The following is a 20,964-nucleotide window of genomic DNA, read 5'->3' on the forward strand; positions in this document are numbered from 1 at the left end:
GCCTGCTGCAGTAGCGATGAACGTACAAGGGGACATTTCCGGCCCCATCTGAATGAGCCAGCCGTGTGCTGGCTCATTTTTTTTGGGGATTGCATACCCTACTCAATTACCGCAGGTGCACAGTTGTACGGTTTCGGGCAGCCACAGTACAATGGTTCGCCGCAGTCCCACCCCCGGGACGGCGTTCGCATCGGCCTGCGCCGCTCGAGCCCGTCCCCGCAACAGGTCACGCGCATCGCTATGAGCATTGGCTGCATTCCCTGAGTTGGTTGTCCGCCGCAAGGCCCCTTGCCTGAGCTGTACCCGGCCGGTGCCCATTGGCGCCACGGTGCGCAGCGTTTTTCGGATTTCCCCTGGCGCGATACCGTGTACTCCAAAACCCAAATCGATCCGGTAGTTAGCTTCCGCAACTCGCAGGGCGAGCAGGTGCGGGGCACGATCATCAATCTCCAGCGCAAGTCGCTGGTGATGGAAATCTACAATCCCTATTCCATCGTTCAGGTCAGCGAGGTATTGAGCGAACTGAGCGTGCGCATGGGCGCGAAAAATGCGTACCTGGGCAAGGCCGTGGTCATGAGTCTGGTGAATACCGGCCTGACCGCGGTGGTGTCCCTGACGCTGATCGACGAGTGGCGCGAGCTCACCGACGTCAACGATGCGCCCAAATCGGTGGCGCGCGAGGCTGAGCTGTTCGTGCAGGATTGGGACACACGTTTCAACATCCGGCGCGACTACCAGATCGTGGTCAACGAGATGCGCGCGTATCTCTCGGAAGTCTCCCGATGGGTCGAACAGGTGGACCTGACCGAGTCGCTGCCGAAGCGGGAAGGACGCCTGCGCGAGGACGTGTTCTACGAACTGGCCACGCCGCTGATGGGCAAGGTGAAGGTCTATCTGGACTGGCTCGAGGACGAGGCGCAGCGCGTCGATCCCGAACTGGCGCCGGTCCACCGCACCTATGCGCAGGCCGCGCTGCACCCGCTGCTGCTGCGCGCGCCGTTCGTCTATCGCACGTTCACCAAGCCGCTCGGTTATGCCGGCGATTATGAAATGGTGAACCAGATCCTCAGCGATCCGCAGCAGGGGCCCACCACTTACTTCCAGATCGTCAACACGGCGTTCCTGAAGGCGGCCGTGGCCACCGCGCACCGCAACCGGATCGACCTGCTGGTCGATTTCCTGACGCGCCAGGCCGAACGCGCACGTGCCGAGGGCCGCCCGTTCCGCGTGCTCAACGTCGGCTGCGGCCCCGCGTTCGAGATCCAGCGCTTCGTGCGGGAGTATGCGAATCCGGAGCTGCTGTCGTTCCAGCTCGTGGACTTCAGCGCGGAGACGCTCGAGTACACGCGGGGTTCGATCGAACGGTCCGCCGCGTCGGCCGGGCACAAGGTATCGGTCGAGATGGTGCACCAGTCCGTGCACGACCTGCTCAAGCGTCGCATCACTGCGGACGACCCGAGCGTGCGCGAATTCGACGCGGTGTATTGCGCCGGCCTGTTCGACTATCTCTCCGACAAGGTCTGCTCGCGCCTGCTGTCGTACTTCGCCTCGCGCACGAGGCCGGGCGGTCATCTGCTCGTCACCAACGTCCACTCCGACAACCCCGAGAAGTTCGGGATGGAGCATCTGCTGGAGTGGTACCTGATCTATCGCGACGAGGCCGGTATGGCTTCGCTGTTGCCGGAGAACTCGCATGCCCACCGACTCTATGTCGATGAAACCGGCGTCAATGTCTTCGCCGAAGCCGCTATCCGTTGAGGATTCGGCCGCCCAACCGGCGAAGGCGATGAGTTCGAACCAGCTATACGCCGGATACCAGTCCGAACTGGCCGATTTCCGCCTGGCATTCAGCCGGGGCGGCGCGTACACGGCTATCGTGCTGGTGCTGCTCGGGGTTGGGCTCGACTACGGCCAGTATCCGCAGTGGCAAGTGCCATTCGCTGCGGCGCGCATCGTCGTTTCGCTGCTGATCGCGGGCGTGGTGGTCGCTCTCTACAGCCAGGCTGGCCGCCGCTTCGCGCCGTGGCTCACCATGACGTGGCTGCTGCTGCCGCAGATCATGATCGCCTGGATGATCTCGCAGACCGAAGGCGTCGAATCGCCGTACTACGTCGGGCTGAATCTCGCGATCTTCGCCTCGGGCATCGCCTTGCCGTTCGGGCTGTGGCAAAACCTGGTGTTCGGCATCCTGTCGTATGTGCTTTATGCCGCCGCGTGCCTGCTGCACCCGGGTGGCATCGAGCCCGTGGGGACGTTCATCGTCAATTCGCTGTTCCTGCTGTTCGCTGCGGCAGCAAGTGGCGTGTACACGTTCTTCAATGAACGCGCGCGCTTCATGCTGTTCCGCTTGAAGGCCGAGGTGGCGGACAAGAACGCGGAGCTCGAGGTCATCAATCGCAAACTGGTCGACATCAAGGGCCAGATGCTTCAGCAGGAGAAGATGGCGGCCATCGGCACGTTGGCGGCGGGCCTGCTGCACGAGGTGAACAATCCGGTCAACTTCTGCCTGATGGCGATCGAAGTGGCCATGGAGGAGCCGGCCGCGAAGTCCGAACCGGGCATCCAGGAGTGTCTGGTCGATGCCAAGCAGGGTATGCAGCGCATCCAGCATATCGTCTCGGACCTCAAGACATTCGCCTACCGCAAGCCGGGCGCCGAGGTGGAAGGCACGCCGTTCCTGTTCGAGAAGGCACTTGATTCGTCACAACGGCTGACTGCGCACGAACTGCGTGGGGTCAAGATGACGCGCGAGATGCCAGACGACACCCTCGTCCTTGGCGACGAGGCCGCGATCATCGGCGTGCTGATCAACCTGTTTTCGAACGCCGCGCTGGCGATGCGCAAGGCGGGTACGCAGAATCCGGCGATCCATACGACGGTGCGGTGGGAGGACAAGCGCCTGCGCGTGACTGTGCGCGACAACGGTCCTGGCATTGCGCAAGAGCATCTCGCCCGCGTGTTCGAACCGTTCTTCACCACGCGGGAAGTGGGCCAGGGCCTGGGTCTTGGCCTGTCGATCAGCTACGCCGTGATCGAACGTCACGGCGGCGTGCTGTACGCCGAGAGCGAGGTGGGCCAGTGGGCCGCCTTCAGCTTCGACCTGCCGCGTGCGGAGTAAGCCGTGACGACCGATACGAGCCAGCCGCGCGCGACCATCCTCTACGTCGATGACGAGGAGATGGCGTGCAAGTATTTCGCGCGCGCGGCCGGCAGCGAACACGAAGTGCTGTCCGCCACTGGCGCGGATGAGGCGATAGCCATCCTGCGGGAGCATCAGGCGAAGATCTCGGTGCTGGTCACCGACTACCGGATGCCGGGCCGCGATGGTGGCGACCTGCTGCGGCAGGTGGCGCTGGAGTATCCGCAGATCGTGCGGATACTGGTCACGGCCTATGCCGACAAGGACATGCTGCTCGAGACCGTCAATAGCGGCGAAGTCTTCAAGATTCTCGAGAAGCCGATCACCGTGACCGACGTGCGCGAGGTGCTGCGCCTGGCCGGAGAGCGCTATCGCGAGCGCGCGGTGCGTCAGCAAAGGCTGATGGCGATCGACGAGACGCTGGCCTTTCTGGCCCATGAACTGAATACGCCGCTGGCGGCGATTGCCAATTTCGCGCGCGGGATCGAGGCGCGCGTGGCTGGCGAGTACAACCAGCAGCGTAATGCCGAGATCGGCCGCGCGGCCGGTGCCATGCATGACAACGCCCAGTACTGCCTTGCGGTGCTGTCGTCGTTCCTGCAGTCCGTGCGCAGCAGCGCGGGCGGTGCCAAGCCGAAGCCGGGTCCAGGCAATGACGTCAGTGCGGGGGCATTGGTGGCATCCCTGCTGGATAGCTATCCCTTTGCCGATAACCAACGTAACTGGGTGCAAGTCGAGTTGCACGACGATTTTCCCGTGCCAACGCTGCCGAACTGCGTGGCGCTGGTGCTGTCGTCGGTCATGAGCAATGCGCTGCGCGCGCTGGCCGATGTGGACAACCCGTCGCTGCGCTTTGTCGTGGTGGCTGGAGATCGTCCGGAAATCCGCATCGCGGACAACGGGCCCGGCATTCCGCCGGAGGTGATGGATCGTCTGCTCGTCGACCCCGTCACCACGCACGCCTCGGCGGGCGGCAGCGGGATGGGCATGATCTTCTGTAACCGCGTCATGCAATCTTTTGGTGGCGGCATCCGGATCGCTTCGGCTTCGGGCGCAGGCACCACCGTAACCCTCGATTTCCCCAATATGAAGACTCGTATGAACAGGAGTGATCGATGAGCGAACCGAATACCACGCAGGCACCCCCGGCAATTCTGTTCGTCGATGACGAGGCCACGGCCGTCAAGTATTTCCAGCGCGCCATTGGCCAGCTTGCCCCGGTGGTAACCGGGGGATCCGTTGAAGAAGGCAAGGCGTTGCTCGACGCCCATGGCGACAGCCTGGCCGTGCTGGTGTCCGACCAACGCATGCCGGGCGAATATGGCAACGAGCTGCTGCGTTACGCGCGCGAGCGCTATCCGCATATCGTACGGATTCTGACCACGGCATACTCGGAACTCGACCAGACCGTCGAGGCCGTGAACCAGGGCCAGATCCACCGCTACATCAAGAAGCCGTGGGACATTACCGCGCTGCGCATGGAGATGAAGCAGGCGCTGGAGTTGTCCGGCCTGCGCAGGGAGCGTGATCAACTGGTGCGTGAAAAGCTTATGGTGCTGCAGAAGCAGACCGTGGCCACGCGCGTAGGCATGGTCCACGCGATCTGCGCCAGCCTGATCGGCCCGGGGCGTTTCCAGCCGGTGGAGACCTATCTGGCTGGCACATCGCTGGCGGGTGCGCGCAATGCCGAGCCCGACTGGCAGCGTCTGGACTATGCGGATCTGGTCGGCGCGGAAAGCCAGCGCTGCGGTGTATTTGGCCATGCAGTCGGCACTAAGCTGGCGGAGTTGCGCGCGCGCCTGGCTGGTCGTGGCGCTGCTGACGCGACGGCGGTGCTGGCGGAAGTGCTGGGTGCAGCGGTACGCCGTGACGGCGATGTCGTCACCTGGTCTGCGCCGGACGCGCTCGGTGAGTTCGTGGCGAAGCCCGTGGCCGATGCCGTATCCGACGAGCACGCGGCATGGCTGGCGGCGCTGCTGTGGCTGGAAGAGGCTGGTGGGGCGCTGCAACTGCAGCGCGAAGGCGACGCGATCACGGCACGCGCGACAACGCGGACGGAGTCGTTTGCCAAGGACCGGCTGGCCGTGTGGATCGAGCAGCTGACGGAAGCCTAAGCGCACGTGAGCGTAGTGGCTTCCCTCTCCGCAAACGCGGGAGAGGGGGCCTGAACCGATGCCGCGCGGGCCGGCGCGGTCATCGAAGGTCTCTAGCCAAGACGCCGTTTCAAGATGAAGCGAAGCGGTTCTGGCTAGGCGCGGGGCCGCAGAAGGTACAAGTAGTACGGCAAGGCCCCGCAACGACGCCGGAATCGTCTTGAAACGGCTTCCAAAGCCTGTCCCCCTCGCCGGGTGGTCCTGCGCGGACCATGTCGGCGGGCGGAGAAGACTCAGGAGTTGGCAGGTGCCTCGGGCAGCGTGAGAACGCCGAGCGCCTGCAGCTCCTGCAGTTGCGCGTCACTCATATCCAGAAGACTCTGCAATACCGCGCGCGTGCCCTCGCCAAGCGTCGGCGGTGCATTGCGAATCGGCGGGCGCTTTCCGTCCAGACGGTACGGCGGCGCAAACACATGCGTCGTGCCTGCCACCGGATGCGGCATCTCACGCAGCAGCCCACCCCTGCGAGTCCGTTCGCTGGTCAGTGCCTCGTGCAGCCCAGCCACCCTGCCGCACGGGATGCCGCAAGCGGTCATGCGTTCCAGCAGAAGGTCGCGGGGAAACTCATGGATCAGACCCGTGATCAGCGGTGTCAGAGTGACGCGGTTCTTCGCGCGCTCGACGTTCGTGGCGTAGCGCGGATCCTCGACGATATCGGGGCGCTCGATGACCTGGCGGCAGAACTTGTCGAACTGGTTGTTGTTTCCGACCGCGATGATCAGAGGACCATCGGCAGCCTCGAACATGCCATAGGGCACGATGGACGGATGGGCGTTCCCATAGCGTGCCGGGTCGCGCCCCAGCAGCATCGCATCCAGGCCGTAGTAGCCCGTCACCATCACGCCGCAGTCGTACAGCGCCATCTCGATCAGCTGGCCAAGGCCCTTTCGCTCGCGGCGGAAGAGGGCGGCCAGTACGGCTTGCGCCGCATACATGCCGGTCATGAGGTCGACGACCGCGACGCCGAATTTCAGCGGCGGCTGATCGGCCTCGCCATTGAGCGCCATGAGGCCGGCCTCGCCCTGGATGACGAGGTCGTAGCCGGGGCGTTTCGCTTCCGGGCCGCTGGTGTCGTATCCAGAAATGGCGCAGTAGATGAGATCGGGCTTGATGGCCTTGAGCTGCTCGTAGCCCAGGCCCAGCTTCTCGGCGCCGCCCGTCTTGAAGTTGTGGATGACGACGTCGAACTTCGGCAGCAATTCGTAGACGATCTGCACGCCTTCCTTGCTCTGCAGATCCAGCGTGATGGACCGCTTGTTGCGGTTCATGCTGTTGTAGTAGGTTGTCTCCGTCTTGCCGATGCGCATCCCCCAATCACGGGTGTCATCGCCACGGCCGGGATGTTCCACCTTGACCACCTCGGCACCGAAATCGGCCAGGACTTGCCCGCACAACGGACCTGCGAAGACGCGGGACAGGTCAAGTACCCGCACGCCGTCGAGAGGCAGTTCGGTGTCCTTGGATGGTTCAATGGTCTGCTGCATGGCTTGTCTCCTGCCTCCGCCATTCACGCATGCCGTGATGTGGCGGTCATCTGCTTGTGGTTAATCGGACATTCTTGCCCGCATAAATAATTAGAACAATCACAATGGTCATTGACGCAATGTCCAATTTGGCTTGACAGTGCTTAAACCAAGGGCGGGTTTGCTGGCGTATTCGTTACCCCGCGCAGCGCTTTCAGCCAAGGGTACTGATGGGTCTGGCGGTCCCGGATTTCTCGCCAAACGAAAAAGGCACCCGAAGGTGCCTTTTTCTTTCAACCCGAGCGCCGCGTCAAGCTTGCGCGCCGAAGTTCGGGTCATTGCGGTCGGTTGCGTCGCCGCCTTTCTTGTCGCCCTTGACGAGGTCTTCGCGTTTCACGCCGAGCCACATCGCCAGCGCCGCGGCCACGAACACCGACGAGTAGATACCAAACAGAATACCCACCGTCAGGGCCAGGGCGAAGTAGTGCAGCGTCGGGCCGCCGAAGAAGAACATCGACAGCACCATCATTTCGGTCGAGCCGTGAGTGATGATGGTCCGCGACATCGTGCTGGTGATCGCGTGGTCGATGACTTCATGCGTGGACATCTTGCGGTACTTGCGGAAGGCTTCGCGGATCCGGTCGAAAATCACCACCGACTCGTTCACGGAGTAGCCCAGCACCGCCAGGATCGCCGCCAGCACCGAGAGCGAGAACTCCCACTGGAAGAAGGCGAAGAAGCCCAGGATGATCACCACGTCGTGCAGGTTGGCGATGATACCGGCGACCGCGAACTTCCATTCGAAGCGGAACGACAGGTAGATCACGATACCGGCCACCACGCATAGCAGCGCCAACAGGCCGTCCGTGGCCAGTTCCTTGCCCACCTGCGGGCCGACGAACTCCACGCGCTGCAGCTTGACGTCAGGCGAGGCCGCCGTCAGCGCGCCCATGACCTGCTCGCTCTGCTGCGCAGAGGTCACCTGCTTGCCGTCCGGCCCCTTCTGGAGCGGCAGACGGATCATCACATCGCGCGAGGTGCCGAAGTTCTGCACCTGTACATCGGAGTAGCCGAGCTTGCTGACCTGGCCACGAACCTTCTCGAGATCGACGGCCTGCTGGTAGTTGACCTCCATCACCGTGCCGCCGGTGAACTCGATCGACAGGTGCAGGCCCTTGTGCCAGAGGAAGAAAACAGCGGCGGCAAACGTCAGGAAGGACACCACGTTGAAGATCAACGCGTGCTTCATGAACGGAATGTCGCGCTTGATGCGGAAAAATTCCATGATGGGTTCCTGATGTGTCCTGGCTTACTTGGCGACTGGGGTGTCGGTGGTGTCCGGCTTCCAGATCTGACCGATGGCCAGGCCCTGGAGCTTCTTCTTGCGGCCGTACCAAAGGTTGACCAGGCCGCGGTTGAAGAACACCGCCGAGAACATCGAGGTCAGGATGCCCAGGCAGTGCACCACGGCAAAGCCGCGCACCGGGCCCGAGCCAAAGGCCAGCAGCGCCAGGCCAGCGATCAGCGTGGTCACGTTCGAGTCGAGAATCGTGGCCCAGGCACGCTCGAAGCCAATGGCGATCGACATCTGCGGTGATGCGCCCGCGCGCAGTTCCTCGCGGATCCGCTCGTTGATCAGCACGTTGGCGTCGATGGCCATGCCGAGCACCAGCGCGATAGCGGCGATGCCAGGCAGCGTCAGCGTGGCCTGCAGCATCGACAGCACCGCCACCAGCAGCAGCAGGTTCACGCCCAGCGCGATCACGGAGAACACGCCGAACAGCATGTAGTACAGCACCATGAAGACGGCGATTGCGGCGAAGCCGTAGGCTACCGAGTCAAAGCCCTTCTGGATGTTGTCCGCACCCAGCGACGGGCCGATTGTGCGCTCCTCGATGATTTCCATCGGGGCGGCCAGCGAGCCGGCGCGCAGCAGCAGGGCCAGGTCGTTGGCGGCTTCGGTCGAGTAAGAACCGGTGATCTGGAAGCTCGAGCCAAGCTCGGACTGGATCGTCGCCACGGTCAGCACTTCGCCCTTGCCCTTTTCGAACAGGACGATGCCCATCGGCTTGCCAATGTTCTCACGCGACACGTCACGCAGCATGCGGCCGCCCTGGGCATCGAGCTTGATGTTGACGGACGGGCGCTGGTTCTGGTCGAAACCGGCCGAGGCGCTTTCGATGCGGTCGCCGGTGAATATCACCTGCTTGCGCAGCAGCACCGGGGCGCTGTTGCCTTGCGTGAACAGCTCGTCGCCGAACGGCACGGGGTCACCCGGGCGCGGGTTGCGCACGTCCGGGTCGGCCAGGCGCGCTTCGAGCGTGGCGGTACGGCCGATAATGTCCTTGGCCTTGGCGGTGTCCTGCACGCCCGGCAACTGCACCACAATGCGGTCGGAGCCTTGCTGCTGGATCACCGGCTCTGCCACGCCAAGTTCGTTCACACGATTGTGCAGGGTGGTGATGTTCTGCTTGACGGCGCCGTCCTGCACGGTCTTGCGGGCGGCATCCGTGAACGTGCCGACGATGTTCGTGCCGTCCATCGTGAAGGCCAGCTCGCGCAGGTTGTCGGCCAGGATGCCGCGCGCGCGTTCCGCGTCGTCACCATTGCTGAAGCGCACGGTCAGGCGCTCGCCGTCACGATCAATGCCGCCGTGGCGGATGTTCTTGTCGCGCAGCAGCGTGCGCGCATCGCCGGCCAGGCTGTCGAGCTTCTTGTCGACGGCGCCCTTCATGTCCACCTGCAGCAGGAAGTGCACGCCACCGCGCAGATCCAGACCCAGGTACATGGGCAGCGCGTGCAGCGCGGTCAGCCAGTGCGGGGAACCGGACAACAGGTTCAGCGCCACGACATAGGTCGCATCGTTCGCGTCGGGATTCAGCGAGCGCGACAGCACGTCCTTGGCCTTGAGCTGCTCGTCAGTGGTGCGGAAGCGCGCCTTGACCGAGCCGGACTGGCCGGACACGTCGAAGAACACCCCATCAGGCTGCAACTGGTTCTGCGCCAGGATCTCCTCGACATGCTTCTGCATGGACAGGTCGACCTTGACCGTGGCCTTGGCCGACGATACCTGGACGGCGGGCGCCTCGCCGAAGAAGTTCGGCAGGGTGTAGGTGATGCCGATGGCCAGAGCCACCAGAATCACGATGTATTTCCAAATCGGATAACGATTCATCGTTGGCCAGTCATTGCGGTTGGCGTGGTCGATAATCGCGCGCATCGCGCGCCGGATCGGCCGGACCGGTTGGCAAACAGCCGCCTGGCAACCCGTAGGAGGGTCCGGACGGGACCCCTGTGCGGATTCAGGCGGCTGCGCAGGGCATGGTCGGAGGCGTCGCGCGCCACGTCCATGCCTGATTCAGGCGGAAAACGTGCCGGATCAGAGCGACTTCAGCGAGCCCTTCGGCAGCACATTGGTCACCGCATTCTTCTGCACGGTGATTTCCGTACCTTCGGCCACTTCCAGGGTCACATAGTTCTCGTTGACCTTGGTGACACGGCCCAGGATGCCGCCTGCCGTCACGACTTCGTCGTTCTTGGCCAGCGCTTCCATCATCGCCTTGGCTTCCTTCTGGCGCTTCATCTGCGGGCGGATCATGATGAACCACAGCACCGCGAACATCAGGATGATCGGCAGAAAGCTCATCAGGCCACCGGCGCCGCCGCCGATACCAGCAGTCTGGGCAAAAGCGTTAGAGATAAACACGTTACTTCTCCGTCACAAAGTTCATTCAGGGAATCGGGCATTCTATCACCCGGTCATTGTCCCGCCTTGGCATTCTAGGGCGAATTGCGGGTTTGTTCGGGGTGCGTTCCGCGTACTTTGCGGAGGATGCGGAAAGCCACCCCGAAGCGGCCGATTTCAGGCCAGCTATTCGACCTTGGCCGCGCCGAAAGTTCTCAGCCGGCCTGGCCAGAGAGACACTCAGCGTGTGCCGCGCGCGCGATTTTCGGCGAACTGGCGGCGGAATGCCTCGAAGCGGTGCTCCTCGATGGCCGTGCGCATCTCGCGCATCAGTTCCAGGTAGTAATAGAGGTTGTGGATCGTGTTCAGGCGCGCACCAAGGATCTCGCCCACACGGTGCAGGTGGTGCAGGTAGGCCCGGGAGAAGTTGCGGCAGGTGTAGCAGCCGCATTGTTCGTCCAGCGGGCGCGGGTCGTTGCGGTGCGCCGCGTTGCGGATCTTCACGTCACCAAAGCGCGTGAACAGCCAGCCGTTGCGGGCATTGCGGGTCGGCATCACGCAGTCGAACATGTCGACGCCGTGCGCCACACCGGCCACCAGGTCCTCGGGCGTGCCAACGCCCATCAGATAGTGCGGCTTGTGCGCCGGCAAGCGGGGGCCCACATGCTCCAGCACCCGCATCATGTCTTCCTTTGGCTCACCAACCGACAGGCCGCCGATCGCGTAACCATGGAAGTCCAGTTCCGACAGGCCCGCCAGTGATTCGTCGCGCAGGTCCTCGAACATGCCGCCCTGCACGATGCCGAACAGCGCGTTGGGATTGGCCAGATGGTCGAACTCGTCGCGCGAACGCTTGGCCCAGCGCAGGCTCATCCGCATGGAGCGGGCGGCCTCGTCGTGCGTGGCGGGGCGGCCGTCGATCTCGTACGGCGTGCACTCGTCGAACTGCATCACGATGTCCGAGTTCAGCGTGCGCTGGATCTGCATCGAGATCTCGGGCGACAGGAACAGCTTGTCGCCATTGACCGGCGATGCGAACGTGACGCCTTCCTCGGTGATCTTGCGCAGTTCTCCTAGCGAAAACACCTGAAAGCCGCCCGAATCGGTCAGGATCGGCTTGTCCCAGCCGATGAACTTGTGCAGGCCGGCGTGGGTGTCAACGACGTCGAGCCCCGGGCGCAGCCACAGATGGAACGTATTGCCGAGGATGATTTGCGCGCCGATCTCGTTGAGTTCGAGCGGCGACATCGCCTTGACCGACCCGTAGGTGCCCACGGGCATGAAGATCGGCGTTTCCACGACGCCGTGGTTCAGCGTGACGCGGCCACGGCGGGCGTTGCCATCAGTGGTCAGCAGTTCGAAATTGAGCATGGTGTGTTCTCGGGGGCGGTCAGTCGCGGCGGTCGCGGCGGGTGAGCAGCATGGCGTCGCCGTAGCTGAAGAAACGGTAGCGCGCGTCCACGGCATGGCGGTAGGCGTCGCGAATCGCCTCCACGCCGGCCAGCGCGGAGACCAGCATCAGCAGCGTGGACTTGGGCAGATGGAAGTTGGTAATCAGCGCGTCGACGATGCGGAAGGCGTAGCCGGGCGTGATAAAGATGTCGGTATCGCCGCTGCCCGCCTCCAGCGTGCCATCTTCGGCGGCGGCCGATTCCAGCGCGCGCAGCGACGTGGTGCCGACGGCGATCACGCGTCCGCCACGCGCGCGGGTTTCGCGCACGGCATCCGCCAGTTCGGGCGAGATGGCATACCACTCCGAATGCATCTTGTGCTCGGACAGGTTTTCGGTACGCACGGGCTGGAACGTGCCCGCGCCAACGTGCAGCGTCAGGAAGGCGCGGCGGATGCCGGCGGCGTCCAGCCGGGCGAACAGGGCGTCGTCGAAGTGCAATCCGGCGGTGGGCGCGGCCACGGCGCCCGGGTTGCGCGCGTAGACGGTCTGGTAGCGCGTTTCGTCGTAGGCGTCGGGGTCGTGCGTAATGTACGGCGGCAGCGGCAGGCGGCCGAAACGTTCGATCAGGTCGAGCGCGGGCTCGGGAAAGCGCAGGGTGAAGAACTGGTCGACGCGGGGGCCCACGGTCACTGCGAAGGCGTCATCCGCCAGGTGCAGCAGGCTGCCCTCGGCAGGCGTCTTCGACGCGCGCACCTGGGCCAGCACCGTGTGGGTATCGACCACCCGTTCCACCAGCACTTCGATCCGGCCGCCGCTCGGCTTGTGGCCGAAAAAACGGGCCTTGATCACGCGCGTGTCGTTGAACACGAGCAGGTCGTCCGGATTCAGGTATTCAAGGATGTCGCTGAAGGCGCGGTCGACCAGCCGCACCGCCTCGGCGGTGTCCTCCGGGGCGGTCCGCTCCACCACCAGCAGGCGGCTGGCGCTGCGGTCAGGCAGGGCGGACTGCGCGATCAGTTCGGGCGGCAGCGGAAAATCGAAATCGGACAGGGTCAACATGGCTGGATACAACGGCCAAAACCGTGCACGGCGGCAAGCTTTGTGAGCGTGCTACCGCGGTGATCGGTACGGCATGGGTAAAATCGGCGAATCCGACATTGTAAGGCTTGGGCGCCAGGCTTCGCCTGCTTGCCCATGTTGCCGCCCATATTCCCGCGCTGATGCCAGGCTCCGCCACCGAACCGATCGACGAACCCGCCTCCGCCGCCAGGAAACCCGCCAAGGCTGCCGATGCCAAGCCGTCTACGGCCGCGGCGCGGCTGGCCAAGCTCGGCCTGCGACGCAGCGTCGACCTGGTGCTGCACCTGCCGCTCCGCTACGAGGACGAAACCACGCTCGAGCCGATCCGGGACGCGATCCACCGCGCGGGCATTGGCCTGCCAGCGCAGATCGAGGGCGAAGTGATCTCGAACGAGGTGACGTTCCGCCCGCGCCGCCAGCTTGTGGTGAAGGTGGCCGATGAAACCGGCGAACTGACGCTGCGTTTCCTCAATTTCTACGGCAGCCAGACCAAGCAGATGGCCGAAGGCACGCGCCTGCGCGTGCGCGGCGAGATTCGCGGCGGCTTCTTCGGCGCCGAGATGGTCCATCCAACCGTGCGGGCGGTGGCGCCGGGCGAGCCGTTGCCGGATCGCCTGACGCCGGTCTATCCGGCCACCGCCGGGATTTCGCAGGCCTACCTGCGCAAGGCCATCGGCGGGGCGATGCAGCGCACGCCGATGCCAGAAACCCTGCCCCAGGCGGTGCTGCGCGGGCCGCTGGCGCAGTTGAAGCTGCCGCCGCTGATCGATTGCCTGCGCCTGCTGCACAACCCGCCACAGCAGGAAAGCGAGGCCGCGCTGGCCGATCGCTCGCATCCGGCGTGGGTGCGGATCAAGTTCGATGAACTGCTCGCGCAACAGATTTCGCTGCGCCGCTCGCAGGCCGCGCGCAAGGAGAAGAACGCGCCGTCGATGCCGCGTCGTGCGGGGGGCTTGTTGACCAGCTTCCTTGGTGCGCTGCCGTTCCGCCTGACGGGCGCGCAGCAGCGGGTGGTCGAGGAAATCGCCGCCGACATGACCCGTCCGCACCCCATGCATCGTCTGCTTCAGGGCGACGTGGGCAGCGGCAAGACGATCGTGGCCGCGCTGGCCGCGTGCCAGGCGATCGACGCCGGCTATCAGGCCGCGTTGATGGCGCCGACCGAAATCCTGGCCGAGCAGCATTTCCGCAAGTTGTCCGCATGGCTCGAACCGCTTGGCGTGCCTGTGGTCTGGTTGGCGGGCAGTCTGAAGGCAAAGGAGAAGCGCGAGGCCGTGGCGCGCGCCGAATCGGGCGAGGCGAAGCTAGTGATCGGCACCCATGCGCTGATCCAGGACACCGTCCGGTTCGCCCGGCTCGGCTTGGCCGTGGTCGATGAGCAGCATCGCTTCGGCGTTGCCCAGCGGCTGGCGCTGCGCGGCAAGGCCGGAGAAGCGGAGCAGCCGGGCGAGCCGGCGCGTCCGGCGGAGGAAAAAGTGGTGCCGCACCAGCTCATGATGTCGGCCACGCCGATCCCGCGCACGCTGGCGATGACCTACTACGCCGACCTCGATGTGTCGGTGATCGACGAATTGCCGCCCGGCCGCACGCCAATCGTCACGCGGCTGGTCAATGACGCGCGCCGCGACGAGGTGATCGAGCGCGTGCACCATGCGGCCGCCGAAGGGCGCCAGGTCTACTGGGTGTGTCCGCTGATCGAGGAAAGCGAGGCGCTGCAGCTCCAGACGGCAGTCGAGACGTACGAAACGCTGGTTGCGGCGCTGCCAGATCTGCGTGTCGGGCTGGTTCACGGGCGGCTGCCACCGGCCGAGAAGGCCGCCGTGATGGACGATTTCACCGCCAACCGGCTGCAGGTGCTGGTGGCCACCACCGTGATCGAAGTGGGCGTCGACGTTCCCAATGCATCGCTGATGGTGATTGAACACGCCGAACGTTTCGGGCTGGCGCAACTCCACCAGTTAAGGGGGCGCGTGGGGCGGGGAAGCGCCGAGTCGGTCTGCCTGCTGATGTATCAGGCGCCGCTGTCGCCCACAGCGCGCGAGCGGCTGGCGACGATGCGCGAAACCACCGACGGCTTCGAGATCGCACGGCGCGACCTGCAGATTCGCGGCCCTGGTGAATTCCTGGGTGCCCGGCAGTCGGGCGAGGCGATGCTGCGATTCGCCGACCTCGAAACCGACGCCTGGCTCGTCGACTACGCCCAGGAGGCCGCCGAGCTGATGCTGGAGCGGTACCCGGAAGCGGTGGAGGCGCATCTGTCGCGCTGGCTGGGTGGCCGGGAGCACTTTCTGAAGGCCTGATGTCGCGCCTTCGCCATATTGGAGAGATCTGAAAGTGGCGAATAAGGTTCTTTTGCCTGTCGATCTGACAAGGACGGGAATCGAAGCTAAAATCTATCGCCTAACCGGAATTGATTAATCATGACGCTCACCGAACTCAAGTACATCGTCGCCGTGGCGCGCGAGCGCCATTTCGGCCGGGCTGCCGAGGCCTGCTTCGTGTCGCAGCCGACCCTGTCGGTCGCCATCAAGAAGCTGGAGGACGAGCTGACCGTGCAGATCTTCGAGCGGGGCACCTCCGAGGTGTCGGTGACGGCCATCGGCGAGCAGATCGTCGCGCAGGCGCAGCGTGTGCTTGAGCAGACCATGGCGATTCGTGAGATCGCCAAGCAGGGCAAGGACCCGCTGGCCGGGCCGCTGCGTTTGGGCGTGATCTACACGATCGGGCCGTACCTGCTGCCGGCACTGGTCAAGCAGATGATCGAGACCGTGCCGCAGATGCCGCTGATGCTGCAGGAGAACTACACGAACAAGCTGATCGAACTGCTCAAGCAGGGCGAAATTGACTGCGCGATCATGGCCGAGCCGTTCCCGGACTCCGGCCTGACGGTGCGTCCGCTGTATGACGAGCCGTTCGTGGTGGCCGTGCCGCGCGGACACCAGCTTTCCCAGCAGACCAAGGTGGACCCGGACGAACTGAAGCAGCAGACCATGCTGCTGCTCGGCAGCGGCCATTGTTTCCGCGATCACGTGCTGAGCGTGTGTCCGGAGCTGTCGCGCTTCTCGCAGGCGGCCGACGGCATCCAGAAGACGTTCGAAGGTTCGTCGCTCGAGACCATCCGCCATATGGTGGCCAGCGGCGTCGGTATCACCGTGCTGCCGCGCACCTCGGTGCCCGATCTCAAGCCGCACAACGACATGCTGTCCTACGTGCCGTTCGCCGAGCCCGTGCCGGACCGCCGCGTGGTGCTGGCCTGGCGCAAGAGCTTCACCCGGCTTCCCGCGATGGAAGCGCTGGCCAACGCGGTGACCGCGTGCGAACTGCCCGGCGTGCGCAGGCTCGGCGACACGGAGACGGTCGAGGCCGTCGCGGCCTGAATCCCATCCCATCCCGGCCCGACCGCCGGGCATATCCCTTCCGCAAGCATAGGTACCGGCTATTCGATATATGAAATTTATCGAATAGCCGAATCAATAGCCTTCAAATACACTTCTTCCATCGGGTCCCGGGAACCCGTCCAGAAACGCGATGGACTACGGAGTGACATCATGGCAATGCTCAATCTTTTCGTATCAGGCTTCCGCCAACTCCGCGCACAAGCGCGCGATGCTGGCCGTGGTGAAGCCTCTCGCCTGCGCCGCAAGGTGGTACGCAAGGAAATCGGCATGGCAATCGTCGCGCTCGGCGCGATGGCGATGTTCCTCGATGCCGCAAGGGGGCTTTCTTCCCTTGTAGCGTAGTCCTGGTGCGATAATGGCCACTGTCCGCCCGCGTCACATTGGGGCGCCGATCCTCGTGGCTTGAACTAAATGGAGCTGAACGACCATGGCAAAGAAGAATGAGATGAGCGTGAACATCGGTATCTCGGACAAGGACCGCAAGAAGATCGCGGAAGGCCTTTGCAAGCTGCTGGCCGATACGTACACCCTCTACCTCAAGACCCACAACTTCCACTGGAACGTGACGGGTCCAATGTTCAACACGCTGCATCTGATGTTCGAGACGCAGTACAACGAGCTGGCGCTGGCCGTGGACGCAATCGCCGAGCGTATCCGCGCACTGGGCTATCCGGCCCCGGGCACCTACAAGGAATACGCCAAGCTGTCCTCGATCGCCGAGGAAGAGGGCGTGCCCGAAGCCACCGAGATGATCCGCAAGCTCGTGGAAGGCCAGGAAGCCGTGGTGCGCACCGCGCGCTCGCTGTTCCCGGCGATCGATGCCGCTGGCGACGAACCGTCGGCGGACCTGCTGACCCAGCGCATGCAGACGCACGAGAAGACCGCGTGGATGCTGCGTTCGCTGCTGGCCTGATCTCCGTCATGCCAGTCACCGGTTGCCACGTCGCTTGCGGCAACCGGGCCAACGCGTCACGGCCCAACTGGCCGCGGCGCGTTTTTGTTTGAGTCTTGCCAGAAGTACGCCGCCATGTCCCATCCCTCCACCGCCCCCGCCCACCCGAGCCGTCTGGCGCTGTACGCGCGCCTGGTTCGCATCGACAAGCCGATTGGCACGCTGCTGCTGCTATGGCCCACGCTCTGGGCCATGTGGATGGCCGCCGGCGGGCCGCCGGGATGGACCCTGTTCTGGATCTTCTTCGCCGGCACGTTCCTGATGCGTTCGGCAGGTTGCGCCATGAACGACTGGGCCGACCGCGATTTCGACAAGCACGTGAAACGTACGAAGGAGCGGCCGTTGACCGCCGGGCTGATTGCCAGCTGGGAGGCGCTGGCCGTGGCCGCGGTGCTGGCGCTGATCGCGCTGGCGCTGATACTGCCCTTGAATTCGCTGACCAAATGGCTGGCCGTGGTGGCCGCCGTTCTGGCGGGAACCTATCCGTTCTTCAAGCGGTTTTTCGCGATCCCTCAAGCGTACCTGGGCATCGCATTCGGCTTCGGCATCCCGATGGCCTTCGCGGCGATCCAGGATCAGGTGCCGTTCGTGGCCTGGCTGATGCTGCTGGCCAACGTGTTCTGGGCGATTGCCTATGACACCGCATACGCGATGGTCGATCGCGATGACGACCTGCTGCTGGGCATGAAGACGTCGGCGATCACGTTTGGCCGGTTCGACGTGGCCGCGATCATGATCTGCTACGCCGCCTTCCTGGGTTTGATGGCCTGGGCCGGATCGCTGCTCGGACTGGGCTGGCCGTACTATGCCGGCCTGGTGGCAGCCGCGGGGATGGCGGGCTATCACTACACGCTGATTCGCGAGCGCGACCGCATGAAGTGTTTCGCGGCCTTCCGGCACAACAACTGGCTCGGTGCCTGCGTGTTCGCCGGGACGTTCGTGGCGTACCTGCTGAAGTAAAAAACCGGGGCCAGGCCCCGGTTTTTTCTTAGTCCTTCCCGAACTCCGCCCCCATCTCGCGGCCCCGCGCGGCGGCGGCAAGCATGGCGCGAACGAAGGCGTCCTGGATGCCGCTGGCGTCCATCGAGGTCAGCGCGGCATACGTCGTGCCGCCTTTCGACGTGACACGCTCACGCAGCGTCGATACCGGTTCGGACGACTCCGCTGCCAGCGCGGCGGCCCCGCGGAACGTTTCGACGGCCAGCTTGCGACCCTGCTCGGCGGACAGGCCCATCTCGGTGGCGGCGCGCTCCATCGCCTCGACGAAATAGAACACGTACGCCGGGCCGCTGCCGGAAATCGCCGTCACTGCGTCGATCTGGTCGTCGCCCTCGACCCACACGCACTGGCCGACGGCCTCGGCCACGGCCTTGGCGATGGCGCGGTCTTCGTCGGACAGACCCGGGGCGGCGGCCAGTCCGGTCATCCCCATGCCGGCCAGCGCGGGCGTATTGGGCATCGCGCGGACAAGCCGGTTGGTGCCCAGCCAGCGCTGCATGTCCTGCAGCCGGATGCCGGCCGCCACGCTGATGATCAGGCTGTTCTTCAACTGCGGCGCCAGGGCGCCCACGGCGTCCTTGAACTGCTGCGGCTTGACCGCCAGCACGATCACGTTGCTGGCGCCAAACGCGGCGTCCGGCGCAGCCAGGGTCTGTACGCCAAGCGTCGTGGCCAGGCGTTGGCGGGCGTCTTCGAACGGATCGACCACGCGAATCGCGTTGGCCGGCACGCCACGGGCTACCAGGCCGCCGATCAGGGCCGAGGCCATATTGCCGCCGCCGAGGAAGCCGAAGGTAAGGGAGTCGAGCATCATGGTTCCTGTCTGCCGGCACGACACATGTCGGCTGGCGTTGATGAATCTGTTGAGCGGGGAGGGTGTGAAGCGACGGGTGCCGTCAGCCTCGCGCGCCGAATACCGCGGTGCCGATCCGCACCATCGTGGCGCCCTCGGCGATGGCCGCGGGCATATCGGCGGACATCCCCATCGAGAGCGTATCCACATCCAGTCCGGACTGCCGCAGTTCCTCGAGCAACCGGCGCAGCGCGGCAAATGGCACGCGCTGGGCGGCGAGGTCCGCTGCCGGCGCGGGAATCGCCATCAGGCCGCGCAACCGCAGGTTCGGCAATGCGGCCACGGCGCGCGCCAGCGCCAGCACCTCCTCGGGAAGCACGCCACTCTTGGTGTCTTCGTTGCTGATATTGACCTGGATGCAGACCTGCAGGGGCGCCAGATCCGCCGGCCGCTGCGCGGACAGCCGCTCCGCGATCTTCAGGCGGTCGATGGCGTGGACCCAGTCGAACTGCTCGGCGACGAGGCGGGTCTTGTTGCTTTGCAGCGGGCCGATGAAGTGCCACGCGATGCGGCTGCGCAGATCGCCCAGCGCGGCGATCTTGTCCAGACCTTCCTGCACGTAGTTCTCGCCAAACGCCGGCTGTCCGGCCTCGAAGGCCTCGCGCACACGATCGGGTGAGACGGTCTTGGAGACGGCCAGCAGGGTCACCCCGGAAGGGTCCCGGTCGGCTTGTTGTGCAGCCGCCGCGATGTCATTCTTCACGGCTTGCAAGTTGGCGGCGATTACAGACATAATCCGGCGAACATACCAAAGAAGTACAACAAAAAGCAGTCTTTTAGGGTGGGGTCATTATAGATGGACATCGCGCAGCTATTGGCTTTTGCGGTCAAGAACAAGGCATCCGATCTCCACCTCTCGGCTGACATGCCGCCGATGGTGCGTATTCACGGGGATATGCGCCGCATCAACGTCGCGGCAATGACGCACAAGGACGTCCACGCCATGGTGTACGACATCATGAGCGACGTTCAGCGCAAGTCTTACGAAGAGCGCCTTGAGGTCGATTTCTCCTTCGAGATCTCTGGTCTGTCCCGTTTCCGGGTCAACGCCTATACCACCCAGCGCGGCGCGGCCGCGGTGTTCCGGACGATTCCGTCGAAGGTCCTGACGCTCGAGGACCTGCGCGCGCCCGCCGTGTTCGCCGATCTGTGCATGAAGCCGCGTGGCCTGGTGCTGGTCACCGGGCCCACGGGCTCTGGCAAGTCGACCACGCTCGCCGCGATGGTCGACCACCGCAACGACAACGACATGGGTCACATCCTCACGGTGGAGGATCCAATCGAATTCGTGCATCAGTCCAAGAAGAGTCTGATCAACCAGCGCGAGCTTGGCCCGCATACCCATTCGTTCGCCAACGCGCTGCGCTCGGCACTGCGCGAGGATCCGGACGTGGTTCTGGTGGGCGAATTGCGTGACCTGGAAACGATCCGCCTGGCGTTGACCGCCGCGGAAACCGGTCACCTGGTTTTCGCCACGCTGCACACGAGTTCGGCCGCCAAGACGATCGACCGTGTGGTCGACGTGTTCCCGCCGGAAGAAAAGGACATGGTGCGAACCATGCTGTCGGAGTCGCTCGAGGCCGTGATCTCGCAGACGCTGCTCAAGACACGCGACGGCAACGGTCGGACGGCGGCGCATGAAATCATGATCGCCACGCCTGCGATTCGCCACCTGATCCGCGAAAACAAGATCGCGCAGATGTACTCGATGATGCAGACGTCGAGCGGCCTGGGCATGCAGACGCTGGACCAGTGCCTGAGCGACCTGATCAAGCGCGGCATGATCAACTACAGCGACGCGCGGGCGATTGCGAAGAATCCCGACGCCTTCATGGGTTAAGGGGGAAGG

Annotated in this window: 18 protein-coding genes; 10 read left to right on the plus strand and 8 right to left on the minus strand. The window is 64.4% G+C overall.

Annotated elements, in window-relative coordinates; all coding sequences use genetic code 11:
* Positions 1 to 366: 366 nt before the first annotated feature.
* From D769_RS02830 to D769_RS02845, 4 genes are read left to right on the plus strand one after another with little or no spacing between them, the layout of a single operon-like run.
* On the plus strand, positions 367 to 1,758 hold the full coding sequence (locus tag D769_RS02830; RefSeq protein ID WP_008641906.1) for a class I SAM-dependent methyltransferase: 1,392 nt from the start codon (positions 367 to 369) through the stop codon (positions 1,756 to 1,758).
* 28 nt (positions 1,759 to 1,786) lie between these two features.
* Positions 1,787 to 3,118, plus strand: a complete 1,332-nt coding sequence (locus D769_RS02835) for a HAMP domain-containing sensor histidine kinase (RefSeq protein ID WP_035884671.1) — start codon at positions 1,787 to 1,789, stop codon at positions 3,116 to 3,118.
* Between the two features lie 3 nt (positions 3,119 to 3,121).
* Positions 3,122 to 4,258, plus strand: coding sequence for a hybrid sensor histidine kinase/response regulator (locus D769_RS02840; protein ID WP_008641910.1), 1,137 nt, complete (start codon positions 3,122 to 3,124; stop codon positions 4,256 to 4,258).
* Complete coding sequence (locus tag D769_RS02845; protein WP_008641915.1) at positions 4,255 to 5,253, plus strand: response regulator; 999 nt, start codon at positions 4,255 to 4,257, stop codon at positions 5,251 to 5,253. Before D769_RS02840 ends, D769_RS02845 begins: the two co-directional genes overlap by 4 nt.
* A gap of 272 nt (positions 5,254 to 5,525) precedes the next feature.
* Here D769_RS02845 and D769_RS02850 read toward each other — a convergent pair whose 3' ends face one another.
* From D769_RS02850 to queA, 6 genes are all read right to left on the minus strand, one after another.
* Positions 5,526 to 6,776: a CoA transferase gene (locus tag D769_RS02850; protein WP_008641916.1), complete on the minus strand. Its 1,251-nt coding sequence runs from the start codon at positions 6,774 to 6,776 to the stop codon at positions 5,526 to 5,528.
* Between the two features lie 289 nt (positions 6,777 to 7,065).
* The gene (secF, locus tag D769_RS02855) at positions 7,066 to 8,040 is read right to left on the minus strand and encodes a protein translocase subunit SecF (RefSeq protein WP_008641917.1); all 975 of its coding nucleotides are present in this window, start codon (positions 8,038 to 8,040) and stop codon (positions 7,066 to 7,068) included.
* Between the two features lie 24 nt (positions 8,041 to 8,064).
* On the minus strand, positions 8,065 to 9,930 hold the full coding sequence (secD, locus tag D769_RS02860) for a protein translocase subunit SecD (protein ID WP_008641918.1): 1,866 nt from the start codon (positions 9,928 to 9,930) through the stop codon (positions 8,065 to 8,067).
* 204 nt (positions 9,931 to 10,134) lie between these two features.
* The gene (yajC, locus tag D769_RS02865; protein WP_008641919.1) at positions 10,135 to 10,461 is read right to left on the minus strand and encodes a preprotein translocase subunit YajC; all 327 of its coding nucleotides are present in this window, start codon (positions 10,459 to 10,461) and stop codon (positions 10,135 to 10,137) included.
* Between the two features lie 219 nt (positions 10,462 to 10,680).
* On the minus strand, positions 10,681 to 11,811 hold the full coding sequence (gene tgt / locus D769_RS02870; RefSeq protein ID WP_008641921.1) for a tRNA guanosine(34) transglycosylase Tgt: 1,131 nt from the start codon (positions 11,809 to 11,811) through the stop codon (positions 10,681 to 10,683).
* Positions 11,812 to 11,830: 19 nt separating this feature from the next.
* Positions 11,831 to 12,892, minus strand: a complete 1,062-nt coding sequence (queA, locus tag D769_RS02875) for a tRNA preQ1(34) S-adenosylmethionine ribosyltransferase-isomerase QueA (protein WP_008641922.1) — start codon at positions 12,890 to 12,892, stop codon at positions 11,831 to 11,833.
* Between the two features lie 161 nt (positions 12,893 to 13,053).
* On the opposite strand from queA, the gene recG reads away from it, so the two are divergent.
* From recG to ubiA, 5 genes are all read left to right on the plus strand, one after another.
* Complete coding sequence (gene recG, locus D769_RS02880; protein WP_008641924.1) at positions 13,054 to 15,213, plus strand: ATP-dependent DNA helicase RecG; 2,160 nt, start codon at positions 13,054 to 13,056, stop codon at positions 15,211 to 15,213.
* A 120-nt stretch (positions 15,214 to 15,333) separates the two neighbouring features.
* Positions 15,334 to 16,290, plus strand: coding sequence for a LysR substrate-binding domain-containing protein (locus tag D769_RS02885; RefSeq protein WP_008641927.1), 957 nt, complete (start codon positions 15,334 to 15,336; stop codon positions 16,288 to 16,290).
* Between the two features lie 171 nt (positions 16,291 to 16,461).
* On the plus strand, positions 16,462 to 16,653 hold the full coding sequence (locus D769_RS02890; protein WP_008641929.1) for a hypothetical protein: 192 nt from the start codon (positions 16,462 to 16,464) through the stop codon (positions 16,651 to 16,653).
* A gap of 85 nt (positions 16,654 to 16,738) precedes the next feature.
* Positions 16,739 to 17,224, plus strand: coding sequence for a Dps family protein (locus tag D769_RS02895; protein WP_008641932.1), 486 nt, complete (start codon positions 16,739 to 16,741; stop codon positions 17,222 to 17,224).
* Between the two features lie 114 nt (positions 17,225 to 17,338).
* Positions 17,339 to 18,223, plus strand: coding sequence for a 4-hydroxybenzoate octaprenyltransferase (gene ubiA, locus D769_RS02900; RefSeq protein ID WP_008641934.1), 885 nt, complete (start codon positions 17,339 to 17,341; stop codon positions 18,221 to 18,223).
* A gap of 28 nt (positions 18,224 to 18,251) precedes the next feature.
* On the opposite strand, the gene proC is transcribed toward ubiA, so the two are convergent.
* The gene (gene proC / locus D769_RS02905) at positions 18,252 to 19,073 is read right to left on the minus strand and encodes a pyrroline-5-carboxylate reductase (RefSeq protein WP_008641936.1); all 822 of its coding nucleotides are present in this window, start codon (positions 19,071 to 19,073) and stop codon (positions 18,252 to 18,254) included.
* Between the two features lie 85 nt (positions 19,074 to 19,158).
* Positions 19,159 to 19,848 (minus strand): YggS family pyridoxal phosphate-dependent enzyme, encoded by a 690-nt coding sequence (locus D769_RS02910; protein ID WP_008641938.1) that lies wholly within the window; start codon positions 19,846 to 19,848, stop codon positions 19,159 to 19,161.
* Between the two features lie 63 nt (positions 19,849 to 19,911).
* Between D769_RS02910 and D769_RS02915 the strand changes: the two genes are divergently transcribed.
* Positions 19,912 to 20,955 carry a type IV pilus twitching motility protein PilT gene (locus D769_RS02915; RefSeq protein ID WP_008641940.1) on the plus strand — a complete coding sequence of 348 codons (1,044 nt, stop codon included), beginning with the start codon at positions 19,912 to 19,914 and terminating at the stop codon, positions 20,953 to 20,955.
* The last annotated feature ends 9 nt before the right edge of the window (positions 20,956 to 20,964 follow it).

The organism is Cupriavidus sp. HMR-1, assembly GCF_000319775.1.
Taxonomy (GTDB): Bacteria; Pseudomonadota; Gammaproteobacteria; order Burkholderiales; family Burkholderiaceae; genus Cupriavidus; species Cupriavidus metallidurans.

Bases quoted from the DNA above. Each gene is read 5' to 3' on its own strand.
- D769_RS02835 (WP_035884671.1), top strand. From the start codon at position 1,787: ATGAGTTCGAACCAGCTATACGCCGGATACCAGTCCGAACTGGCCGAT.
- D769_RS02845 (WP_008641915.1), top strand. From the start codon at position 4,255: ATGAGCGAACCGAATACCACGCAGGCACCCCCGGCAATTCTGTTCGTC.
- D769_RS02850 (WP_008641916.1), bottom strand. From the start codon at position 6,776: ATGCAGCAGACCATTGAACCATCCAAGGACACCGAACTGCCTCTCGAC.
- secF (WP_008641917.1), bottom strand. From the start codon at position 8,040: ATGGAATTTTTCCGCATCAAGCGCGACATTCCGTTCATGAAGCACGCG.
- secD (WP_008641918.1), bottom strand. From the start codon at position 9,930: ATGAATCGTTATCCGATTTGGAAATACATCGTGATTCTGGTGGCTCTG.
- tgt (WP_008641921.1), bottom strand. From the start codon at position 11,811: ATGCTCAATTTCGAACTGCTGACCACTGATGGCAACGCCCGCCGTGGC.
- queA (WP_008641922.1), bottom strand. From the start codon at position 12,892: ATGTTGACCCTGTCCGATTTCGATTTTCCGCTGCCGCCCGAACTGATC.
- recG (WP_008641924.1), top strand. From the start codon at position 13,054: ATGCCAGGCTCCGCCACCGAACCGATCGACGAACCCGCCTCCGCCGCC.
- D769_RS02885 (WP_008641927.1), top strand. From the start codon at position 15,334: ATGACGCTCACCGAACTCAAGTACATCGTCGCCGTGGCGCGCGAGCGC.
- D769_RS02890 (WP_008641929.1), top strand. From the start codon at position 16,462: ATGGCAATGCTCAATCTTTTCGTATCAGGCTTCCGCCAACTCCGCGCA.
- D769_RS02895 (WP_008641932.1), top strand. From the start codon at position 16,739: ATGGCAAAGAAGAATGAGATGAGCGTGAACATCGGTATCTCGGACAAG.
- ubiA (WP_008641934.1), top strand. From the start codon at position 17,339: ATGTCCCATCCCTCCACCGCCCCCGCCCACCCGAGCCGTCTGGCGCTG.
- proC (WP_008641936.1), bottom strand. From the start codon at position 19,073: ATGCTCGACTCCCTTACCTTCGGCTTCCTCGGCGGCGGCAATATGGCC.
- D769_RS02910 (WP_008641938.1), bottom strand. From the start codon at position 19,848: ATGTCTGTAATCGCCGCCAACTTGCAAGCCGTGAAGAATGACATCGCG.
- D769_RS02915 (WP_008641940.1), top strand. From the start codon at position 19,912: ATGGACATCGCGCAGCTATTGGCTTTTGCGGTCAAGAACAAGGCATCC.